This window comes from Streptomyces sp. NPDC001843, assembly GCF_042891955.1.
GTDB lineage: Bacteria > Actinomycetota > Actinomycetes > Streptomycetales > Streptomycetaceae > Streptomyces.
In genome coordinates, this window is record NZ_JBIATQ010000025.1 from 54,693 (window position 1) to 73,480 (window position 18,788).

Genomic DNA, 18,788 nt, shown 5'->3' on the forward strand with positions numbered 1-18,788 from the left:
CATGTATGCCAGGTCATGGTCCACACCGGCCGCGGAGGGCAGCGTCGGGCGCCCCTCGTTCGTCACCGACCACGGGCTGTGGAACGCCGAACAGCTCGCCGCGGCCGAGCGCGTCGAAGCCGCCCTCGGCGACGTCGACTTCGTGCGGGTCGCCTTCGCCGACCCGCACGGGCTGGCCCGTTCCAAGACGCTGACCGCGCAGGCCTTCCGCACCGTGCTGCGCAACGGCATGAACTTCAGCCCCGGGCCGTTCCTGTTCGACACCGGGCACGCCGTCGCCGTCGACTTCCTCGGCGAGCACGGCATCGGTGTCGACGAGATCGCCGGGGCCGGAAACTTCATCCTGGTGCCCGACCCGGTGACCTTCCAGGTGCTGCCCGGCCACGGCCCGCGCACCGCCTGGGTGATCGGCGACGAGTACCTGCGCGACGGCACCCCGCACCCGCTGTCCGCGCGCACCGTCCTGCGTCGCGTCCTCGGCCGGTACGCCGAGCAGGGGCTCGCCCCCGTGCTCGGCCTGGAGGTCGAGTGGTACCTCACACGCCGCCTCGACGACGAACCCGGCAACCAGGGCAACGGCTTCGGCCTTCAGGGCCTCGCCCCGCGCGTGAGCGCCGTCAACGCCGGTTACCAGTTCAACCTCGACGCCGCCTACGACACCGTCGCCCCCGTCACCGATCCGCTCGCCCTGCACCTGCTCAAGCTGGGCCTGCCGCTGAGGTCGATGGAGCACGAGTCCGGACCCGGCCAGGTGGAGACCACCTTCAGCCCCATGTCGGCCCTGGACACGGCCGACGCGATGCTGCTGTTCCGTACCGTCACCAAGCGGTTCTGCGCCCGCCGCGGGTACCACGCCTCCTTCATGTCCCAGCCGCTGCTGGACGCCGCCGACCCCAGCGGCTGGCACCTGAACCAGTCCGTCGTCGAGGCCGCCACCGGCCGCAACGTCTTCAGCGCCGAAGGCCTGTCCGGCGGGCTGTCCCCGCAGGGGAAGGCCTACGCCGAGGGCCTGCTGCACTGGGCGCGCGAGCTGTTCGTGCTGTCGGTTCCCACCGTCAACGGCTACCGTCGCCTGGCCGCCGAGCACGCCCTCGCCCCCACCCGTGTCGGCTGGAGCGTCGAGGACCGCACGGCGATGCTGCGGGTCGTCGGCAGCGGCGCCGGCGCCCACATCGAGAACCGCATGGGCGAGCCGTGCGCCAACCCCTACCTGAACATCGCCGCCCAGCTGTTCGCCGGCCTCGAGGGCATGACCGCCGCCCCCGCAGCGCCGGAAACACGCGGCGACGGCCCCGGCCAGGTGGTGCCGCAGTCACTGCGTGAGGCCCTCGACGCCTTCCGCGCCGGCCGCGCAGCACAGCTGCTCGGCACGCCGCTCGCCGCCTGCCTGGCCAAGCTCAAGGAGAGCGAGCTGAGCCGCTTCGAGGCGTGGTGCGTGCAGGCCGCCCCGGCGCCGGGACGCGTCACCGAGTGGGAGCAGCGCGAGTACTTCGGGGCGTTTTGAGGGAGCGCCCCGAACGGCCCGGTGCGACGGGGACGGCGCACCGGGCCACACCCTCAGCCGCCCGCCGAACCACCCGCCCACGGACGAAGGCCGATCGATGATCTCTCGTTACACGCTGCCCGAGATGGCGGACCTCTTCAGCGACCAGTCCCGCTACGCGACCTGGGTCAGGGTCGAGATCCTCGCCACCGAGGCCCAGGTCCGCCTCGGCCGCGTACCGGAGGAAGCCCTCGCGGACATGCGCCGGGCCCCTGTCCCGCTCGCCACCCGGGTCGCCGAGATCGAGAAGGAACGCGACCACGAGGTGCTGTCGTTCCTCGCCGCGTACTGCGAGGACATCCCCGACTCCTCCGCCCGCTGGGTCCACCTCGGCATGACCAGCTACGACCTGGTCGACACCGCCCTCGGCCACACCCTGTCCCGCGCCACCGACCTGCTGACCGGCGCGGGCCGGCGGCTGCGGCGGGTCCTCGTCGACAAGGCGCTGGCGCACTGGGACACGGTGATGGTCGGCCGCACCCATGGCATCCACGCCGAACCCACCACGTTCGGGCACAAGCTCGGCGGTTACGCCTTCGCCGTCGACCGCTCCCTCGCACGGCTCGCCGCGGCCCGCGAGGCCGTCGCCGTCGGCACCATCTCCGGTTCCGTCGGCACGTACTCCCTCATCGACCCGTTCGTCGAGGAGTACGTGTGCGAGGCGCTCGGCCTGGGCGTCGAGGCCGTACCCAGCCAGGTCGTCGCCCGCGACCGGCACGCCCAGCTGCTCCAGGCGGTGGCGGCCCTGGGCGCCTGCATCGAGCAGATCGCCCTGGAGTTGCGGCTGTTGCAGCGCACCGAGGTCCGCGAGGTGGAGGAGCACCGCGCGGTCGCCTACCAGGGGTCCAGTGCCATGCCGCACAAGCGCAACCCCACCACCAGCGAGCGGCTGTGCGGCCTGGCCCGGCTGCTGCGGGGCTATGCCACCGCGTCCCTGGAAAACGTGGCCCTGTGGCACGAGCGGGACCTGGCCCACCAGTCGGTGGAGCGGGTCATCCTGCCCGACAGCCTGTCCGTGGGCCACTTCCAGGCGGTGAAGGCAGCCGACCTGGTGGAGTCACTCACCGTGCACCCGCAGCGGATGCGGGCCCACATCGAGGCCACCGACGGCCTCATCTACAGTTCGTCGGTCCTCGCCGACCTGCTGGGCGACGGTACCGAACGCGAACGGGCCTACCGCTCGGTGCAGGACGCGGCCAACCGCACGATCGCCACCGGGGAGCATTTCGGCACCTCGCTCGCCCAGGAGGGCATCGACCTCGGGACGCTCGGACCCGAGCGCTTCCTCACCCACCACGACGTACTGCGCAGCCGATTGGAGAAGCTTCGTGAGCTGGACGATTGAGCGGGTGGAGGGCACCGCCCTCGACCTGGACGAGGTACTCGAGGTGTACCGCTCGTCGGGCCTGGGCGAGCGGCGCCCCACCGACGACCGGCAGCGCATGGCGGCGATGGTGCGCAACGCCAACCTCGTCCTCGTCGCACGGGATGCCGAGGGCGCGCTCATCGGCATCGCGCGCAGCGTGTCCGACTTCGCCTACGTCACCTACCTGTCGGACATCGCCGTCGCCGGCACCCACCAGCGCTCCGGGATCGGCCGCGCCCTGATCGACGCCACCCGCAAGGAGGCACCGACCGCCAAGATCGTCCTGCTGTCGGCGCCCGCTGCGACGGAGTACTACCCGCACATCGGGTTCACGGCGCACCACTCGGCCTGGGTGCTCAACCCGTAACGGGTCCCAGCTTCCGTCGTCGTCCACTCGACGCGGTCGAGCCCCGCGCTTCAGCGGGACTCGACCGCCGGTTCGTAGGGTCGTGTGCGAGGTGCGGCCCGGCGACCGCCGAGGCCGCGTCCCGGCTGCCGCGTCGGCAGCGCACACGGGCCGTGCAGGACCCTTGGGGGAGGTATGAGTCAGATGACGGCACAGGTGCTGCCGGAGGTTCGCACACCCGCCCCGCACCCGGTGCAGCTGGTCGACGGCGTACCCGCGGTCGCGCCGACCGCGGCGCCGACGGCACGGCGCATCCTGGTCGTGGACCCCGACCTCGGCGACCCGCTGGTACCCCAACTGCGCCGTCACGGCCACGAGGTCATCGGTGTCACCCAGGGCAGCGCGGCGCTGGAGGCGCACGGGGACGCGGACCTGGTGCTGCTCGCTCTGGAGCTGCCCGATCTCGACGGGCTGGAGGTGTGCCGGACCATCCGGTCCGTCAGCCGCGTTCCCGTCATCATCGTGACCGCGCGGCAGTCCGAGCTGGACTGCGTCCTCGGCCTCCAGGCCGGCGCCGACGACTACGTCACCAAGCCGTACGGGCTGCGGGAACTGATGGCCCGCATAGAGGCCGTCGTACGTCGCACCCAGTGGCAGCCGACCGTCACCGAGGAGATCCGGCACGGTTCGCTGCACATCGACGTCAACTCCCGCCGGGTCACTCTGGACGACGTCGAAGTCTCCCTCACACGCAAGGAGTTCGACCTGCTGTGTGTGCTGGCCGCACACCCCGGCACGGTCATACCGCGCAAGCAGCTGCTGCGGCACGTGTGGGGCGACTCGTGGTCCCGGCGCACCGTCGACACCCACGTCAGCAGCCTGCGCGGCAAGCTCGGCGACAGCGGCTGGATCGTGACGGTGCGGGGGGTGGGTTTCAAACTGGGCCACCAGTGAAGGCCCGCCGCCCAGGGGACACCCCCACGGCCCCGACGGCGGACCGGCTCAGCGGGCCGCCCCCCGGCAGTCCGTGCTGGTGCGGAGTTCGTCGGCGAGCAGCTGCCACAGCGCGGAATACCCGCTCATCAGCCCGGCCAGCTGGTCGGCGCAGTGCGGGGGCAGGTTGGAGATGATGCGCCGACGGTCCCCGGCGATCAGCGCGCACGCGTCCAGCAGCCGCAGCATGCTGCGCCCCACCTCGTTCAGCCGCAGCGACGGATCCCGCCGCAGCGACTCGAGCATGGCGAACAACTCGTCGGCCGACCGTGTCTCCTCGGCCCGCTCCCGCCCCTCCTGCTCACGCGCTTCGCGTGTCCCACGGCCGGCCGTGGCCAGGCCGCGCTGACGGGGCGGCACCGGGTCGTCGCCGCGCAGCAGCCGGTCCCGCACGTCCGCTACGGTCGCCGGGGAGATCCCGGCCTGCCGGGCGATCGTCCGCAGCGACGCCTTCGGGTCGGCCCGCAGCAGTTCCCCGGCCAGTTCCCGCGCCCGGACCGTGCTCAGCGGCCGGGTACGCCCGTCCAGCCCGACCCGCCGCTCGCACCGCGGCAGCCCGGTCAGCCGCGCCCGCAGCTCGGAGACCTTCTTCGCCGACAGACCCGCGACCACCGCCACGGCCCGGTCCGACCACTGGGGCCGCTCGGCGACGATCCGCTCGGCGGCGGCGATCCTGTCTGCCACCGGCAGCGGGCGGCCCTGCGTGACGTTCATCATCACCGCCAGCAGCGCCGCGTCCTGCCGGGAACCGTCGAAGAAACGGGCCTGGATGTGCGTGCGGCCCTTCAGCCGCGCGGCCCGCACCCGGTGCAGCCCGTCGATGACGGACAGGCTGGGGCGGTGCACGAAGATCGGTGGCAGTCCGCTCTCCACCTGCGCCAGGGTCAACGCCCACTCGCTGTCCACCCCGCCCGAGCGCGGAGTGAAGGAAGCCGTCAGATCAGCCAGCCGCACCCGCTCCACGGGCGCGTCGCGCAGTGCGTCCTTCAGGGCGAGCAGACGCTCCGAGCTGCCGTCGGGGTGCATGCGCACGGTCTGATGGTCCATCACCGCGACTCCTTGTGGACGCAACCGGCCTGACGGGCCGGAAACGGGCCCGGAGTGCGGACCGTGGCAATTCGCCCTGACAACCGGCTGACAAACCCCTGACACCGGCCCGCCGCGACCGCGCCGCACCCACGCCCACGGCTCGCCGAAACCCGCAGGTCGCGACGAAAGCCCAGCTCAAGAACCGGTGGGCAGCGCGGGCAGGGCCCTGCCCGGCCACCATCGGCACACCAGCGGGGGTCGAGCGGCTCCTGTTGGACTTTCTTGCGCTGCTCACCGTGCGCGGTGCCGCGCCGTCCGGGCGGCCCCAGCACCGCCGACGGGCGCTCCCACGCCACGTGCCCGTGCGGACAGGCGAGTTGAGCGAGGTGAGCGACCGTGGCGACGACCATCGAAAATACGGCGGACACAGCGCAGCAGGCGCCCGGGCGCAGCATACGGCTCATGCTGCTCCCGCTGATGATCGCGATGCTGCTGTCCCAACTGGACAACATGATCGTGGGGACCGCGATGCCCACGATCGTCGGAGACCTGGGCGGTCTCGAACACCTCTCCTGGGTGGTCACCGCGTACACCCTGGCGACCGCCGCGGCCACCCCGATCTGGGGCAAGCTCGGCGACCTGCACGGCCGGAAGAACCTTTTCCTCACGTCCGTGGTCGTCTTCCTGGCCGGTTCGGCGCTCAGCGGCATGTCCCAGGACATGGGCCAGCTGATCGGCTTCCGGGTGATCCAGGGCCTGGGCGCGGGCGGACTCATGGCCGGTGTCATGGCGATCGTCGGGGAGCTGGTGCCACCCCGCGAACAGGGCCGCTACCAGGGCATGCTCGCCGCCGTCATGGCCCTGTCCATGATCGGCGGCCCGCTGGTAGGCGGCGCGATCACCGATCACCTCGGCTGGCGCTGGGCTTTCTACATCAACCTGCCGATCGGCGTCCTCGCCCTGGCCATGGCCGCGGTGGTGCTGCGGCTGCCGGTACGACGCAGCAGCGCCCGCATCGACTACTTCGGCGCGGCCCTGCTGATGGCGGGCATCACCGCGATCGTCCTGGTGGCCACCTGGGGCGGCACCGAGTACGCGTGGGGTTCGGACGTCATCGTCACGCTGATCGTGGGCGGTGCGCTCTGCCTGGGCGCGTTCGTCTTCTGGCAGACCCGGGCGGCGGCGCCCGTGGTGCCGCTGCACATCTTCCGCAGCCGCAACTTCTCGCTGATGACGGTCACCGGGTTCGTGATGGGCTTCGTGATGTTCGGAGCGGTGCTGTTCCTGCCGCTGTACCAGCAGGCCGTGCAGGGAGCCTCGGCGACCAATTCCGGGCTCCTGCTGCTGCCGATGATGAGCGCGATGATCGTCGTCGCGATGGTGGCTGGCCGGATCACCAGCGGCACCGGACGCTACAAGGCCTTCCCGGTGGCCGGCGGTGCCCTGATGCTGGTCGGCATGCTTCTGCTGTCCCGCATGGACACCTCGACCTCGCGGACCGAGGCGGCTGTGTACATGGCCGTACTCGGTGCGGGCCTCGGCTGCCTGATGCAGGTGATGATGCTCATCTCGCAGAACAGCGTGGACATCCGGGACATCGGCGCGGCCTCGGCCGTCATCACCCTCTTCCGCATGCTGGGCAGCTCCTTCGGCGTCGCCGTGATGGGCGCGCTGTTCAACCGCCGGGTGCTCGAGGTGATGGCCGACCGGACACCGGGCCGGCCGCCGCTGGCGCATGCCCAGCTCGACGCGGCGAGTCTGGACCGGCTGAACCCCGCGGTGCACGAGGCCTACCGGTACGCCACGGCGGCCGGCACGCACAGCGCGTTCCTGGTCGGCTCGCTGGCCGGCGCCGCCGCCCTCGTGGCGGGACTGCTGGTGCGCGAGGTCGCCCTGCGCAGGACGCCGGGGCCCGGGGCTGGAGCCGTGGACCTCTGACGCCCGTCGGCACAAGCGGCACTGCCCGCGGTTCGAGGGTTTCTCGAGCGGACCTCCGATTCCGCCGCGAATACTGAGGTGGCGAGATCGAACAGGATGCGGCGGGCCCGCCCGCACACCGCCTCCACCCGAGGGACTGAGCGCCGACTCCGGCACCCCAGGCACCGGCGCCCCCGGCAACCCTCCTCCTGCCGCGGCCGCCCGAGTGGCGACCCCACCTGGCCGGCCACGAACGGCGGCTGACCGCGCGGCGACCCCGCGCAGCCCCACCCGGCACCTCCCGTACGCCAACAGGCGCCTACGGGAGGTGCCGTGCGTCCAGCCCCAGGACCACGCCTTCCACATCGACGGCACCCACGGCACCCCGCGTCCCCCACCCCGAACCCCGCACCTCCCAGCCGGACTAGTCGGATCCGAGTCGCGGTTGAGCGCCCCCACCGACGGTGGCGGAGGAAGGAGGCGCTGTGGACGGTACGCGCGGAGGTGAGCGGGACGGTCGGTGCACCGGCCCCACGGCGGGGCCGCCGCTGACGGCAGTCTCTTCGTTCTGCCCGGAACACCGGGAAACCACCACGACCCCCGGGAGCGACGCCCGGCCTGCCCGCCTCACCGGTGTGGCCGCGCCGCCGGTCCGCCGCCCCCGTACGCCGAGCGGAGTGTCCTTGTGAGCAGCGGACGTATGGAAGTGTGCCTCGTCGGCGCCGGACCGCGCGGGCTTTCCGTGCTGGAGCGGTTGTGCGCACAGGAGCGCAAGTCCCCCCGCTGGGACCACGTCACCGTGCACGTGGTCGAACCGGCGCCACCCGGCGCGGGCCGCGTGTGGCGGCCCTCGCAGTCCCGGCATCTGCTGATGAACACCGTCGCCTCCCAGGTGACGGTCTACACCGATGCCAGCGTCGGCATCGAGGGCCCTCTGGAGGAGGGCCCGAGCCTCTACCAGTGGGCCAAGGCGCTCGGACCGAGCGCGCTCACCCCGGGCGACGGCACCACCTACGACGACGAGACGCTCGCCGAGGCCCGAGACCTGGGGCCGGACACCTACCCCACCCGTGCCCTGTACGGGCAGTACCTGGGCTGGGTGTTCCAGCAGGTGACGGCGAACGCGGCCGCGCACGTGACGGTACGCGTGCACGCACAGCGGGCGGTCGCCCTGGACGACGGTGACAGCGGGCTCGGCGGGACGGGGCCGCAGACCGTGCTCCTGGCCGATGGCACCCGGCTGACCGGGCTGTCCGCGATCGTACTGGCACAGGGTCACCTGCCCGTCGTACCCGGCCCCGCCGAGCAGGAACTGTCCGGCTTCGCCGCCCGGCACGGCTTGACCTACATCACCCCCGCGAACCCGGCCGATGTCGACCTCGACTCCATCGCGCCCGGCGAGGGTGTGCTGCTGCGCGGTCTCGGCCTGAACTTCTTCGACTACATGGCCCTCTTCACGCGCGCCCGCGGCGGCGTCTTCGAACGTGTCGACGGCCGTCTGGTCTACCGACCCTCCGGCCGCGAGCCACGCCTGTACGCCGGTTCCCGCCGCGGTGTGCCGTACCAGGCGCGCGGCGAGAACGAGAAAGGCGCCCACGGCCGTCACCTGCCGCGGCTGCTGACCGCCGAGCACATCGCGGCCCTGCGTGCGCCGGACCGCGGACCCATCCGGTTCGGCACCGACCTGTGGCCGTTGATCTCCAAGGAAGTGGAGAGCGTCTACTACGAGGCGCTGCTGACCCCCCGGCAAGGCGCAGCCCGCGCCGCGGACTTCGCCGCTCGCTACCTGCGCGCCGAGCCCGGCCCGCAGCGGGACCGGCTGCTGGCCGAGGCCGACGTGGACACGGCCGAGCGGTGGGACTGGGAGCGGGTGGCCCGGCCCCACGGCAACCGCGTCTTCCCGGATCTGTCCGCCTTCCGCGCCTGGCTGCGGGACCACCTGGACGAGGACGTCCAAAACGCCCGGGAGGGCAACATCTCCGGCCCGCTCAAAGCGGCCTTGGACGTGCTGCGGGATCTGCGCAACGAGGTGCGCCTGGCCGTCGACCACGGCGGTCTGGACGGCGACTCCCACCGTGACGAACTGGACGGCTGGTACACGCCGCTCAACGCCTACCTGTCCATCGGCCCGCCCGCCTCCCGCATCGATGAGATGGCCGCGCTGATGGACGCGCGCGTTCTGGAGGTCCTCGGCCCCGGACTGCGGGTCGGCACCGAGGCGGACGGTCCTGAGGGCCCCCGCTTCACCGGCACCAGCGACATTCCCGGTGTCCTGGTCCGGACGACAGCGTTGATCGAAAGCCGGCTGCCGGAGATCGACCTGCGGCGGACCGCCGATCCGCTGCTGGCCCACCTGCTGAGGACCGGCCAGTGCCGCCCGTACAGCATCCCCGGTCGGGGTGACGGCCCGGACTACGAGACCGGCGGTCTCGCCGTCACCGAGCGGCCCTACCGACTGCTGGACGCCCAGGGAGAGCCGCATCCGCGGCGCTTCGCCTACGGTGTGCCCACCGAGTCCGTGCACTGGGTGACCGCCGCGGGCATCCGGCCCGGCGTCGGCTCGGTGACACTGGAGGACTCCGACGCCATCGCGGGTGCCGTGCTGAGCCTGCCGGAGCCGGCGACCGCACCGGCACCGGTGACCACACCGGCCCCTCCGGCGGTACGGGCGGACCGGACAGCGCGCGGCAGCGACACCCCGACGAGGGCAGCGGCATGACGACCAGTCACCCGGGCCCCGGAAACGCGGAGAACATCCCGCCCGGCAGCGGCTCCGCCCCGCCCGACACCGTCCTGGAGCCCCCCACGGGCTCCGCCCTCACGCCCGGCGCCGACCTGGACAGCGGCCTGCTCTCCCCGGTCAGGGCCGGCACCCCCGTGGAAGCGGTCGTGAGCGACACCGCCTGGCTGCAGGCGATGCTGGACGCGGAGGCGGCCCTGGCCCGGGCGCAGGCCCGTTGCGGCACCGTGCCCGCGGCGGCCGCCGCCGCGATCACCGTCGCCGCCCGCGCCGAACGGCTGGACCTGGTTCAGCTGGCCAGGGCCGCACGGGAGACCGCGAACCCGGTCGTCGGAATGATCAAAGCACTGACGGCAGTGGTGGCCGACGACGCCCCGGAGGCCGTCGAGTACGTGCACCGGGGCTCCACCAGCCAGGACATCCTCGACACGGGTGCGATGCTGGTGGCCCGGCAGGCGCTGCGAATCGTCGTCGGTGACCTGCGGGCCACGGAGGCCGTGCTCGCCACGCTGGCCGCCGAGCACCGCGACACGGTGATGGCCGGCCGCACGCTGGCCCTGCACGCCGTACCGACCACGTTCGGACTGAAGGCGGCCGGCTGGCGGCAGCTCGTGCTGGAGTCCGCCACCCGCCTGGAGCAGGTCGCCGACAGGCTTCCGGTGTCCCTGGGCGGCGCGGCCGGCACGCTGGCGGGCTACCTCCAGTACGCCGGTGAGGGCACCGGCCAGCACGCCCTCGTCGACGAACTCACCGCGGCCTTCGCCCAGGAGACACAGCTGGCCGAGCCCGTGCTGCCCTGGCACGCGCTGCGCACGCCGATCGCCGACCTGGGCGCCGCCCTCGCACACACCGCGGGCGCGCTGGGCAAGATCGCCGCCGATGTGCTGGTGCTGGCCCGCACCGAGGTCGGCGAGGTGGCCGAACCGCAGGTGGCGGGCCGCGGGGTGTCCTCGGCCATGCCGCACAAGCGCAACCCCGTCCTGGCCACGCTGATCCGCTCAGCCTCGCTGCAGGTACCCGCGTTGGCCGCGGTCCTGACGCAGTGCCTGGTCGCCGAGGACGAACGGTCGGCGGGTGTGTGGCACACCGAATGGCTGCCGCTGCGCGAGTGCCTGAGGCTGACCGGTGGAGCCGCGTGCACCGCCCTCGAACTGGTCCGCGGGCTCACCGTCCACCCGGACCGGATGCGCGCGAACCTCGAGGCGACCGGCGGCCAGGTCGCCTCCGAGCGGGTCTCCGCCGTGCTGGCCCCCAGGCTGGGCAAGGCGGCGGCCAAGGACCTGCTGGCAAAGGCGTCGCTGGTGGCCGCCGAGACCTCCCGGTCGCTGGCCGAGGTCCTTGCCGAACTCCCCACACTGCGGGGCGTTTTCGGCCCTGGCGAGCCCGCCGCACTGCTGGACGCGGCCGGCTACACGGGCGCGGCCGGCGCTTTGGTCGACCGGGCGCTGACCGGCGCCCAGGGCACCTCAACACATTCTCACCTGGGAGCGAAATGAGCGGCGTGGACACGGACGTCATCGTTGTCGGAGCCGGTCCGGTCGGGCTGATGCTGGCGTGCGAACTGCGGCTGGCCGGCGTCGGCTGCGTCGTGCTGGAGAAGTCGACGGAGCCGACGGACCAGTCCCGGGCACTGGGCTTCACGGCACGTACCATCGAAACCTTCGACCAGCGGGGACTGCTGCCCCGGTTCGGCGGTTTCGACACCATCCCCATCGGCCACTTCGGCGGCGTCCCGCTCGACTACCGGGAGGTGCCGGGCGGTTCCTACGGCGCCAAGGGCGTGCCGCAGTCGCTGACGGTGGCCGTCCTGAACGACTGGGCCGGGGAACTCGGCGTCGAGGTGCGCCGCGGCTGGGAGGTCACCGGCCTGGACGCCGGTGACGAGGCGGTCGAGGTGACGGTGACCGGGCCGGAGGGCCCCGGCCGGCTGCGCGCCGCCTACCTGGTGGGCTGCGACGGCGGACGCAGCACCGTGCGCAAGAAGGCGGGCATCGACTTCCCCGGCCACGACGCCACCATCGAGATGGCGTTCGCCGAGGTCGTCGGGGTCACCGGGGTGCGTCCACGGCCCAACGGCGAACGCGTCCCGGGCGGTATGGTGCTCGCCTTCCAGCAGGGCCCGGACATCTTCCGCGTCACCTACTACGACGCCGGCGTGGTCCCCCGCAAGGGCGACGAGCCGCCGTCCTTCGAGGAGGTGGCCGCCGCCTGGCTGCGGCTGACCGGCGAGGACATCCGGGGCGGCACACCCCGGTGGATCGGCAAGTTCACCGACGCCACCCGGCAGGCGAACCAGTACCGCAAGGGCCGGGTGTTCCTGGCCGGAGACGCCGCCCACATCCATCTCCCCATCGGCGGCCAGGGCATGAGCGCGGGCGTGCAGGACGCGGTGAACCTCGGCTGGAAACTGGCGCTCGCCGTCCAGGGCCGCGCACCGGAAGGTCTGCTCGACACCTACCACGCCGAACGGCACCCGGTGGGCGCCCGCGTTCTGGTCAACACCCTCACCCAGCGCAGCCTGTACATCACGGGCGAGCACATGCAGCCGATGCGCGAGCTGTTCGCCGAGCTGATGGAGCTGCCCGAGGTCCGCAAGCACCTCATCGGCATGGTCACCGGCCTGGACATCCGCTACGACATGGGAACGGAGGGGCATCCGCTGCTGGGCCGACGACTGCCGGCCGCCGAACTGGTCGACGAGACGGGAGAGCGCGGCAAGACGTCGACGCTTCAGCTGCTGCACGCCGCGCACGGGGTGGTGCTCGACCTGTCGGGTGACGAGCGGGTGCGCGAGGCCGCGGGCCCGTGGCGCGACCGGGTCGACGTCGTGTCCGCGTCGCTGCACGCCGCCGACGGGGACGACCCGTTCGACGGCGCCGCCGCCCTCCTGGTGCGCCCGGACGGATACGTCGCCTGGGCCGCCCCGGCCGGCTCCGGCCCCGCGGGTCTCACCGACGCGCTCACCCGCTGGTTCGGCGAGGAGGTGGACGCGGCATGACGGACCACAGCCAGGCCCGGCACGAGGGCAGGATCGCCCTGATCACCGGCGCCAACAAGGGCCTCGGTCTGGAGACGGCACGCCAACTCGGCGCACGCGGGGCGACCGTCCTGCTGGGAGCACGCGACCTCCGGCGGGGCAAGCCGGCCGCCGACGCGCTCGCCGCCGAGGGACTCGACGCGCACCCGCTGCTGCTCGACGTGACGGACCCGGCCTGTGTGGCGGACGCCGCCGCCTGGATCGACGAGCGCTACGGACGACTGGACATCCTGGTCAACAACGCGGGCATCACCGGCGCCTTCTCCGGCCCGCCCAGCGCCGCCACCGCCGGGCAACTGCGCAAGGTGTACGAAACGAACGTCTTCGGCGTGCTGACGGTGACCAACGCCATGCTGCCCCTGCTGCGCCGTTCCCCGGCCGGTCGCATCGTCAACGTGTCCTCCACGGTGGGCTCATTGACACTCAACGCGGACTTCACCTCCGAGTTCGCCGGCTACAACCTGGTGACCTACCAGTCCTCCAAGACGGCTCTGAACGCCCTCACGATCGCCTACGCCAAGGAACTGCGGGACACACCGATCAAGGTCAACGCGGCCAACCCGGGTTTCACCGCGACCGACATGAACAACCACCGCGGCCACCAGACGGTCGAAGAGGGCGTCGTCACCGCCGTTCGGCTGGCGCTTCTCGGCCCTGACGGACCCACCGGCACCTCGCAGGACGACACCGGCACGGTCCCCTGGTGAACCCACGCACAACGAAGCCCTCTGCGGGGCCGGCACCGGGGAGTCCCGGCGCCGGCCCCGCAGAGGGCTTGTCGGCGGCGCGGCCGCTCAGCCGGTGACGAACTCCACCAGGACCGGGCCGAGGATCTCCGGCAGGACCCGATGCCACACCCCGGGCAGCTCCAGCCGCCGCCCGTTGGGCAGTGCCGCCGCGGTCGCCTTCGCGGCCTCGAGCAGCCAGTCGCCGGTGTGGTCGCTGTTGACGACCACCGTCTCCACCCGCATCGAGGCCATCCGCTCGACGGGCACGCGGCCGTCACCCATGACGGCGGTGTCGTACGGAAGGGTGTGCGCGAGTGCCTCGTTCGACGACCACAGCGGGCTGTCCTTCCACTCCTGGATCCACTCCGGCGGGAAGCCCACGTGTTCGGCCAGGAAGTACTCGACGGCCTCGCCGCGCCGGTCCTGGGCGAGCAGCGAGTCGAGGTGCTCGGCGAAACCGTCCGGCGGGGTGCGGAAGCCCGGGACCCGGTAGGGCGGTTCCAGCAGCGCCAGCTTGCTGATCGGCGCGCCGGCCATGGCCGCCTCCAGTGCCAGGATCGCCCCGCTGGACCCGCCGAACACCACAGCCTCGCCGCCCGCGTCGGCGATGACCGCCTCCATGTCCTCGATCTCCCGCTGCACCGCGTAGGAGGGGGAGTCCCCGCTCTGGCCACGCCCGCGCCGGTCGTAGGCGTAGACGGTGCAGTGCTCGGCCAGGTGCGGGACGAGAGTGTCGAAGGCCGTGTGATCGCGGAAGCCACCGCCGAGCAGCACGATCGGGGGACCCTGCCCGGCCTTCTCGTAGGCGATGGTGGTGCCGTCCCGCGATACGACCTTGTGCATCACTCTCTCCTGTCCCAACCATTGCGGAATGTCCGAAAAAAGGACGCGTTCCTGACGGCGTTCGGGTTCTGCCCGAAAAATACCCGGGTATTTCACGGGCGGTCAACGCGGAATGGTTGGACAGCGCCATGTGCAACCTGGAATTTCCGCAGTCGAACACCGTGGAATGCGATCGGAGCACTGTGATCCTGGCCCCTGCTCATTTACCCTGGGCCGCTGAGCCGGCCGCACCGCCGGGGCCCCACCAGTATTCGAGGCCGGGTCAGGAAAATCGGGCCGGGGTATTTCGAGTGTTCCGGGGACCGAGAACCACGACCGGAAGAGACCTGGAGCGGGCCGTGTCGACGGTCCCCGACCGATCAAGGTAGGAGTTATGACCTCCCAGACCCGCACCGCACTGGTCATCGGCGGCGGCATCGCCGGCTCGACCGTGGCCATGGCTCTCCAGCGAGCCGGAATCGAGGCCACCGTCCATGAGGCCTACCACGTCACGGCCGACGGCATCGGCGGTGGCCTGAGCCTCGCCCCCAACGGTGTCAACGCCCTCGACGCGATCGGCGTCGGCGACGTCATCCGACGCGTCGGCACCCCTATGCGGGGAACCGTCCTGCACACCGCCGACGGCGAGCTGCTCGGCGAGGTCACCCTCCCCGCCGAACTGCCGCCTTCCCGGTTCGTCTGGCGGGGCGACCTGTACCGGGCGCTGTTCGACGAGGCGACCGCCCGCGGCATCCGCACCCTGCACGGCAAGCGGCTGGTGCACGCGGAGGACACCGGCGACGGCATCACCGCCCACTTCTCCGACGGCACCCGGGCAAGCGCCGACATCCTGGTCGGCACGGACGGCATACGCTCCACGGTGCGCACCCTCATCGACCCGGCCGCACCCCAGCCGCAGTACGCCGGCCTGCTGGGCTTCGCCGCTCCGCTGGCCGACACCGGACTGCCGGGCACCGGCGGCAAGCTGCACGTCAGCTACGGCACCGGGGGCTCCTTCGGCCACCTGGTGCACGACGACGGCTCCGGCGGCTGGTTCGTCAACCTGCCGCATCCCGAGCCGCTGACGCTGGCCGGGGCCAGGCAGACCGCGCAGGAGCAGTGGCTCGACACGCTGCGCCGCGCGTTCGCCGACCAGTGTGCCCCGGCCGCGGACCTGCTGGCCCGTACCGACCCGGCCGACCTGCTGATCACCGGCCCGCTGGAGACCATGCCGCCGGTGCCCACCTGGAGCCGCGGCCGGACGGTGCTGGTCGGCGACGCCGTGCACGCGGCCTCTCCCAGCTCCGGGCAGGGCGCCTCGCAGGCCATCGAGAGCGCGGTGCAGCTGGCCCGCTGCCTGCGCGATCTGCCCTACGAGGAGGCGTTCGCGGCGTACGAGTCACTGCGCCGGGCGCGCGTGGAGCGGATCATCGCCCTGGCCGCCCGCACCAACGCCAGCAAGGCCAGCCCCCTCGCGCGCGGACCACGCGACCTGAAGCCGGAGCCGCTGGACTGGCAGTTCACCTATCGCATCGACTGGGAAGCCCCTGTCGCCGCGGACGCGGGCAAGGCCGAGAACGCCGCCTGACGCCCTTTGCTAGCCATCCGGCATTCTATGGTCGAACACATTCTCGACTTTCGCTTGAATTCCACTCGAGAAACACTCGAAAACGGCACCCCAATGCACTCGATTTGCTTGTAAATTCCTAGACGGTCCGCTCGGGCGACTATTCCGCGAGGGGTGCTCGTGCCATGATGGTGCGCATCGGCGCTCGACGTCGTGGGCGGATGCGTCTCCGACGCTTCATAGGGAGAGCGGATAGTGGAAACTCGCGTCATAGTGGTCGGCGCAGGTCCCGTCGGATTGATGCTCGCGGGTGAAATCAGACTGGGCGGCGCGAATGTCACCGTCTACGACAGACTGCCCGCACCATCCGGAGAATCCCGCGCCCTCGGCTTCACCAAGCGCGTCGGCGAGATCTTCGACCAACGCGGACTGCTCACCCGGCTCGGCGAGTACCGCCAAGGCCAGCGGGGCCACTTCGGCGGCGTCGGCTACGACCTGGGCAAACTGGACGAGAGCCATCACGGAGTGCTCGGACTGCCGCAGTCGCGCACCGAGGCCATGCTCACCGACTGGCTGACCGAACTGGGCGTCCCCATCCGCCGCGGCTACGAGGCCGTCGCCTTCACCGAGACCGCCGACGGCGTGGAGCTGGCCCTCGACGGCCCCGAGGGCCGCCACCACGACACCGCCGCCTACCTGGTCGGCTGTGACGGCCCCGACAGCACCATCCGCACGCTGGCCGGTATCGCCGCGCCCGGCTGGGAGTCCGAACGTGGAATGTACATGGCCGACGTGACGGGCATCGAGCTCCGCCAACGGCCCACGGGCGAGCACGTTCCGGGCGGCAACATGATCCTGGCCACCAATCTCGGCGACGGCTACTACCGGGTGCTCATCCACGACAAGAGCCTGCCTGCGCACCCCGACTCCGCCACCCTGACCTTCACCGACGTCGCCGACGCCTGGCAGCGCATGACCGGCGAGTCCATCCACCACGGCAGCGCCCGCTGGATGGCCGCCTTCGGCAACGGCGCCGGCCTTGCCACCACCTACCGCAAGGGCCGGGTCCTGCTCGCCGGAGACGCCGCTCACGCCACTCCGCCCCTGGCCGGCTGGGGCCTGAGCACCGGTATCCAGGACGCGGTCAACCTCGGCTGGAAACTGGCCGCGGTGACCACCGGACGCGCCCCCGAGAGCCTTCTCGACACCTACCACACCGAGCGGTACCCCCTCGGCGAGCAGCTGCTGCGCAACACCCACGCCGCCACCGCCCTGTACCTCAGCGGCGAGGAGATGGAACCCCTGCGCAGCGTCATGCGGGAACTGATGGAGGACAAGAGCGCCGCCGAGCACTTCGCCGGAATGGTCAGCGGCCTCGGCGTCCACTACGGCACCTGCCCCGGCGACCACCCGCTGCTCGGCCGGCGCCTGTCCCCCGACCGCACCCTCGACCTGCCCGGAGGCCACCGTGTCCGGGTCGCCGAACTGCTGCACACGGGCCGCGGGGTGCTCATCACCGCCGACGGCTCCGAGGAGCCGCAGCACCTGGCGGCCGGCTGGGCGGACCGCGTCGACCTCGTCACCGGAACCTGGGCGCCGGCAGACACCCCCCACGTGCCGCCGCACCCGCTGGACGCCGTACTGGTCCGCCCCGACGGCTACGTCGCCTGGGCGGCGCCCGGCGGCGCCGACCTGACCGGAGCACTGGAGCTGTGGTTCGGTCCGGCCCGCGTGACCGCGGGCATCTAGCGTCCCAGACCCAAGACCTCGGAAGATCCGAGACCCCCAGACAAGAGGAGATCAGGGAGCGATGACCGCACCCATTCTGGTCACGGGTGGCACGGGCACGCTGGGGAGCCACGTCGTTCCCCTGCTGCAGCAGGCCGGCCGCGACGTACGCATCCTGGCGCGCAAGCCCCGTGAGTCCGCCAACGGTATCGAGTATTTCGCTGTCGACCTGTTCACCGGGCAGGGTATCGACGAGGCGCTGCGCGGCGTGGAGACCGTGCTGCATCTCGCCGGTGCCAACAAGGGCGACGACAAGGTCGCCCGCACCCTGGTGACGGCCGCGAAGAAGGCCGGTGTCCGGCACATCGTCTACATCTCGGTCATCGGCACCGACACCATGCCGCTGGGCTGGTTCAAGACCCAGCTCGAGGCGGAGAAGATCATCACGGGTTCCGGCATCCCGTGGACCATGCTGCGCGCCGCGCAGTTCCACGACATCGTGTGGATGATGGCGCAGAAGATGTCCAAGATGCCGATCATTCCCGTGCCCGGCGGCCTGCAGTTCCAGCCGGTGGACTCGCGCGAGGTGGCGGCCCGCCTGGCCGAGCTGACCCTGGGTGAGCCGGCCGGCCGCGTGCCCGACCTGGCGGGCCCGAAGGTCTACCCGCTCGGCGACCTGCTGCGCAGCTACCTCAAGGCACATGGCAAGAGCCGTCCGATGCTCCCGATGCGCATGCCCGGGAAGGCCGGCAAGGCCTACCGCGCCGGCGACAACCTGGCCCTCAAGGGCAATGACGTGGGCAAGCGCACCTGGGAGGAGTACGTCCGCGAGCGCGCGGCCGCCTGAACGACCCGCTCCATTCACCTCGCTGCCGGGACCCCGTACCAGGGTCCCGGCAGCGGCGTTTTCCGGCCCACGGCAGGGCGCACGGCGACGACCGGCACACCTCCCGGCGCGGGACGAGTCCGGCC

General features: G+C 72.0%; 14 protein-coding genes. 12 read left to right on the forward strand and 2 right to left on the reverse strand.

Going from position 1 to position 18,788, the window contains the following annotated elements:
* Position 1: 1 nt before the first annotated feature.
* The 4 genes from ACFYZQ_RS38215 to ACFYZQ_RS38230 all read left to right on the forward strand — a co-directional run bounded on the left by ACFYZQ_RS38215 (position 2) and on the right by ACFYZQ_RS38230 (position 4,209).
* Positions 2-1,504: a glutamine synthetase gene (locus tag ACFYZQ_RS38215; protein WP_389158465.1), complete on the forward strand. Its 1,503-nt coding sequence runs from the start codon at positions 2-4 to the stop codon at positions 1,502-1,504.
* 97 nt (positions 1,505-1,601) lie between these two features.
* Entirely contained in the window at positions 1,602-2,888 is a 1,287-nt protein-coding gene (gene purB, locus ACFYZQ_RS38220; RefSeq protein ID WP_389158468.1) for an adenylosuccinate lyase, read from the forward strand.
* Positions 2,872-3,276 (forward strand): GNAT family N-acetyltransferase, encoded by a 405-nt coding sequence (locus tag ACFYZQ_RS38225; RefSeq protein WP_389158470.1) that lies wholly within the window; start codon positions 2,872-2,874, stop codon positions 3,274-3,276. Before purB ends, ACFYZQ_RS38225 begins: the two co-directional genes overlap by 17 nt.
* A 174-nt stretch (positions 3,277-3,450) precedes the next feature.
* Positions 3,451-4,209, forward strand: coding sequence for a response regulator transcription factor (locus ACFYZQ_RS38230; RefSeq protein ID WP_389158473.1), 759 nt, complete (start codon positions 3,451-3,453; stop codon positions 4,207-4,209).
* Between the two features lie 48 nt (positions 4,210-4,257).
* Here the strand turns inward: ACFYZQ_RS38230 and ACFYZQ_RS38235 are convergent, their stop codons facing one another.
* Positions 4,258-5,295 (reverse strand): transcriptional regulator, encoded by a 1,038-nt coding sequence (locus ACFYZQ_RS38235; protein WP_389158476.1) that lies wholly within the window; start codon positions 5,293-5,295, stop codon positions 4,258-4,260.
* Between the two features lie 444 nt (positions 5,296-5,739).
* Between ACFYZQ_RS38235 and ACFYZQ_RS38240 the strand changes: the two genes are divergently transcribed.
* The 5 genes from ACFYZQ_RS38240 (at position 5,740) to ACFYZQ_RS38260 (ending at position 13,678) form a co-directional block, all read left to right on the forward strand.
* Positions 5,740-7,215: an MDR family MFS transporter gene (locus tag ACFYZQ_RS38240; RefSeq protein WP_389158478.1), complete on the forward strand. Its 1,476-nt coding sequence runs from the start codon at positions 5,740-5,742 to the stop codon at positions 7,213-7,215.
* A 664-nt stretch (positions 7,216-7,879) separates the two neighbouring features.
* Positions 7,880-9,913 (forward strand): FAD/NAD(P)-binding protein, encoded by a 2,034-nt coding sequence (locus ACFYZQ_RS38245; protein ID WP_389158481.1) that lies wholly within the window; start codon positions 7,880-7,882, stop codon positions 9,911-9,913.
* Positions 9,910-11,430 carry a 3-carboxy-cis,cis-muconate cycloisomerase gene (pcaB, locus tag ACFYZQ_RS38250; RefSeq protein ID WP_389158484.1) on the forward strand — a complete coding sequence of 507 codons (1,521 nt, stop codon included), beginning with the start codon at positions 9,910-9,912 and terminating at the stop codon, positions 11,428-11,430. Before ACFYZQ_RS38245 ends, pcaB begins: the two co-directional genes overlap by 4 nt.
* Complete coding sequence (locus ACFYZQ_RS38255) at positions 11,427-12,932, forward strand: FAD-dependent monooxygenase (protein WP_389158487.1); 1,506 nt, start codon at positions 11,427-11,429, stop codon at positions 12,930-12,932. Before pcaB ends, ACFYZQ_RS38255 begins: the two co-directional genes overlap by 4 nt.
* Positions 12,929-13,678, forward strand: coding sequence for an SDR family oxidoreductase (locus tag ACFYZQ_RS38260; RefSeq protein ID WP_389158490.1), 750 nt, complete (start codon positions 12,929-12,931; stop codon positions 13,676-13,678). The genes ACFYZQ_RS38255 and ACFYZQ_RS38260 overlap by 4 nt, the downstream gene beginning before the upstream one ends.
* 87 nt (positions 13,679-13,765) lie before the next feature.
* Here the strand turns inward: ACFYZQ_RS38260 and ACFYZQ_RS38265 are convergent, their stop codons facing one another.
* The gene (locus ACFYZQ_RS38265) at positions 13,766-14,542 is read right to left on the reverse strand and encodes an alpha/beta fold hydrolase (RefSeq protein WP_389158492.1); all 777 of its coding nucleotides are present in this window, start codon (positions 14,540-14,542) and stop codon (positions 13,766-13,768) included.
* Positions 14,543-14,915: 373 nt separating this feature from the next.
* On the opposite strand from ACFYZQ_RS38265, the gene ACFYZQ_RS38270 reads away from it, so the two are divergent.
* The 3 genes from ACFYZQ_RS38270 to ACFYZQ_RS38280 all read left to right on the forward strand — a co-directional run bounded on the left by ACFYZQ_RS38270 (position 14,916) and on the right by ACFYZQ_RS38280 (position 18,663).
* Positions 14,916-16,109, forward strand: coding sequence for an FAD-dependent monooxygenase (locus ACFYZQ_RS38270; protein ID WP_389158495.1), 1,194 nt, complete (start codon positions 14,916-14,918; stop codon positions 16,107-16,109).
* A 234-nt stretch (positions 16,110-16,343) separates the two neighbouring features.
* Positions 16,344-17,837: an FAD-dependent monooxygenase gene (locus ACFYZQ_RS38275; RefSeq protein WP_389158498.1), complete on the forward strand. Its 1,494-nt coding sequence runs from the start codon at positions 16,344-16,346 to the stop codon at positions 17,835-17,837.
* A 61-nt stretch (positions 17,838-17,898) separates the two neighbouring features.
* Complete coding sequence (locus ACFYZQ_RS38280) at positions 17,899-18,663, forward strand: SDR family oxidoreductase (RefSeq protein WP_389158501.1); 765 nt, start codon at positions 17,899-17,901, stop codon at positions 18,661-18,663.
* Positions 18,664-18,788 lie beyond the last annotated feature (125 nt).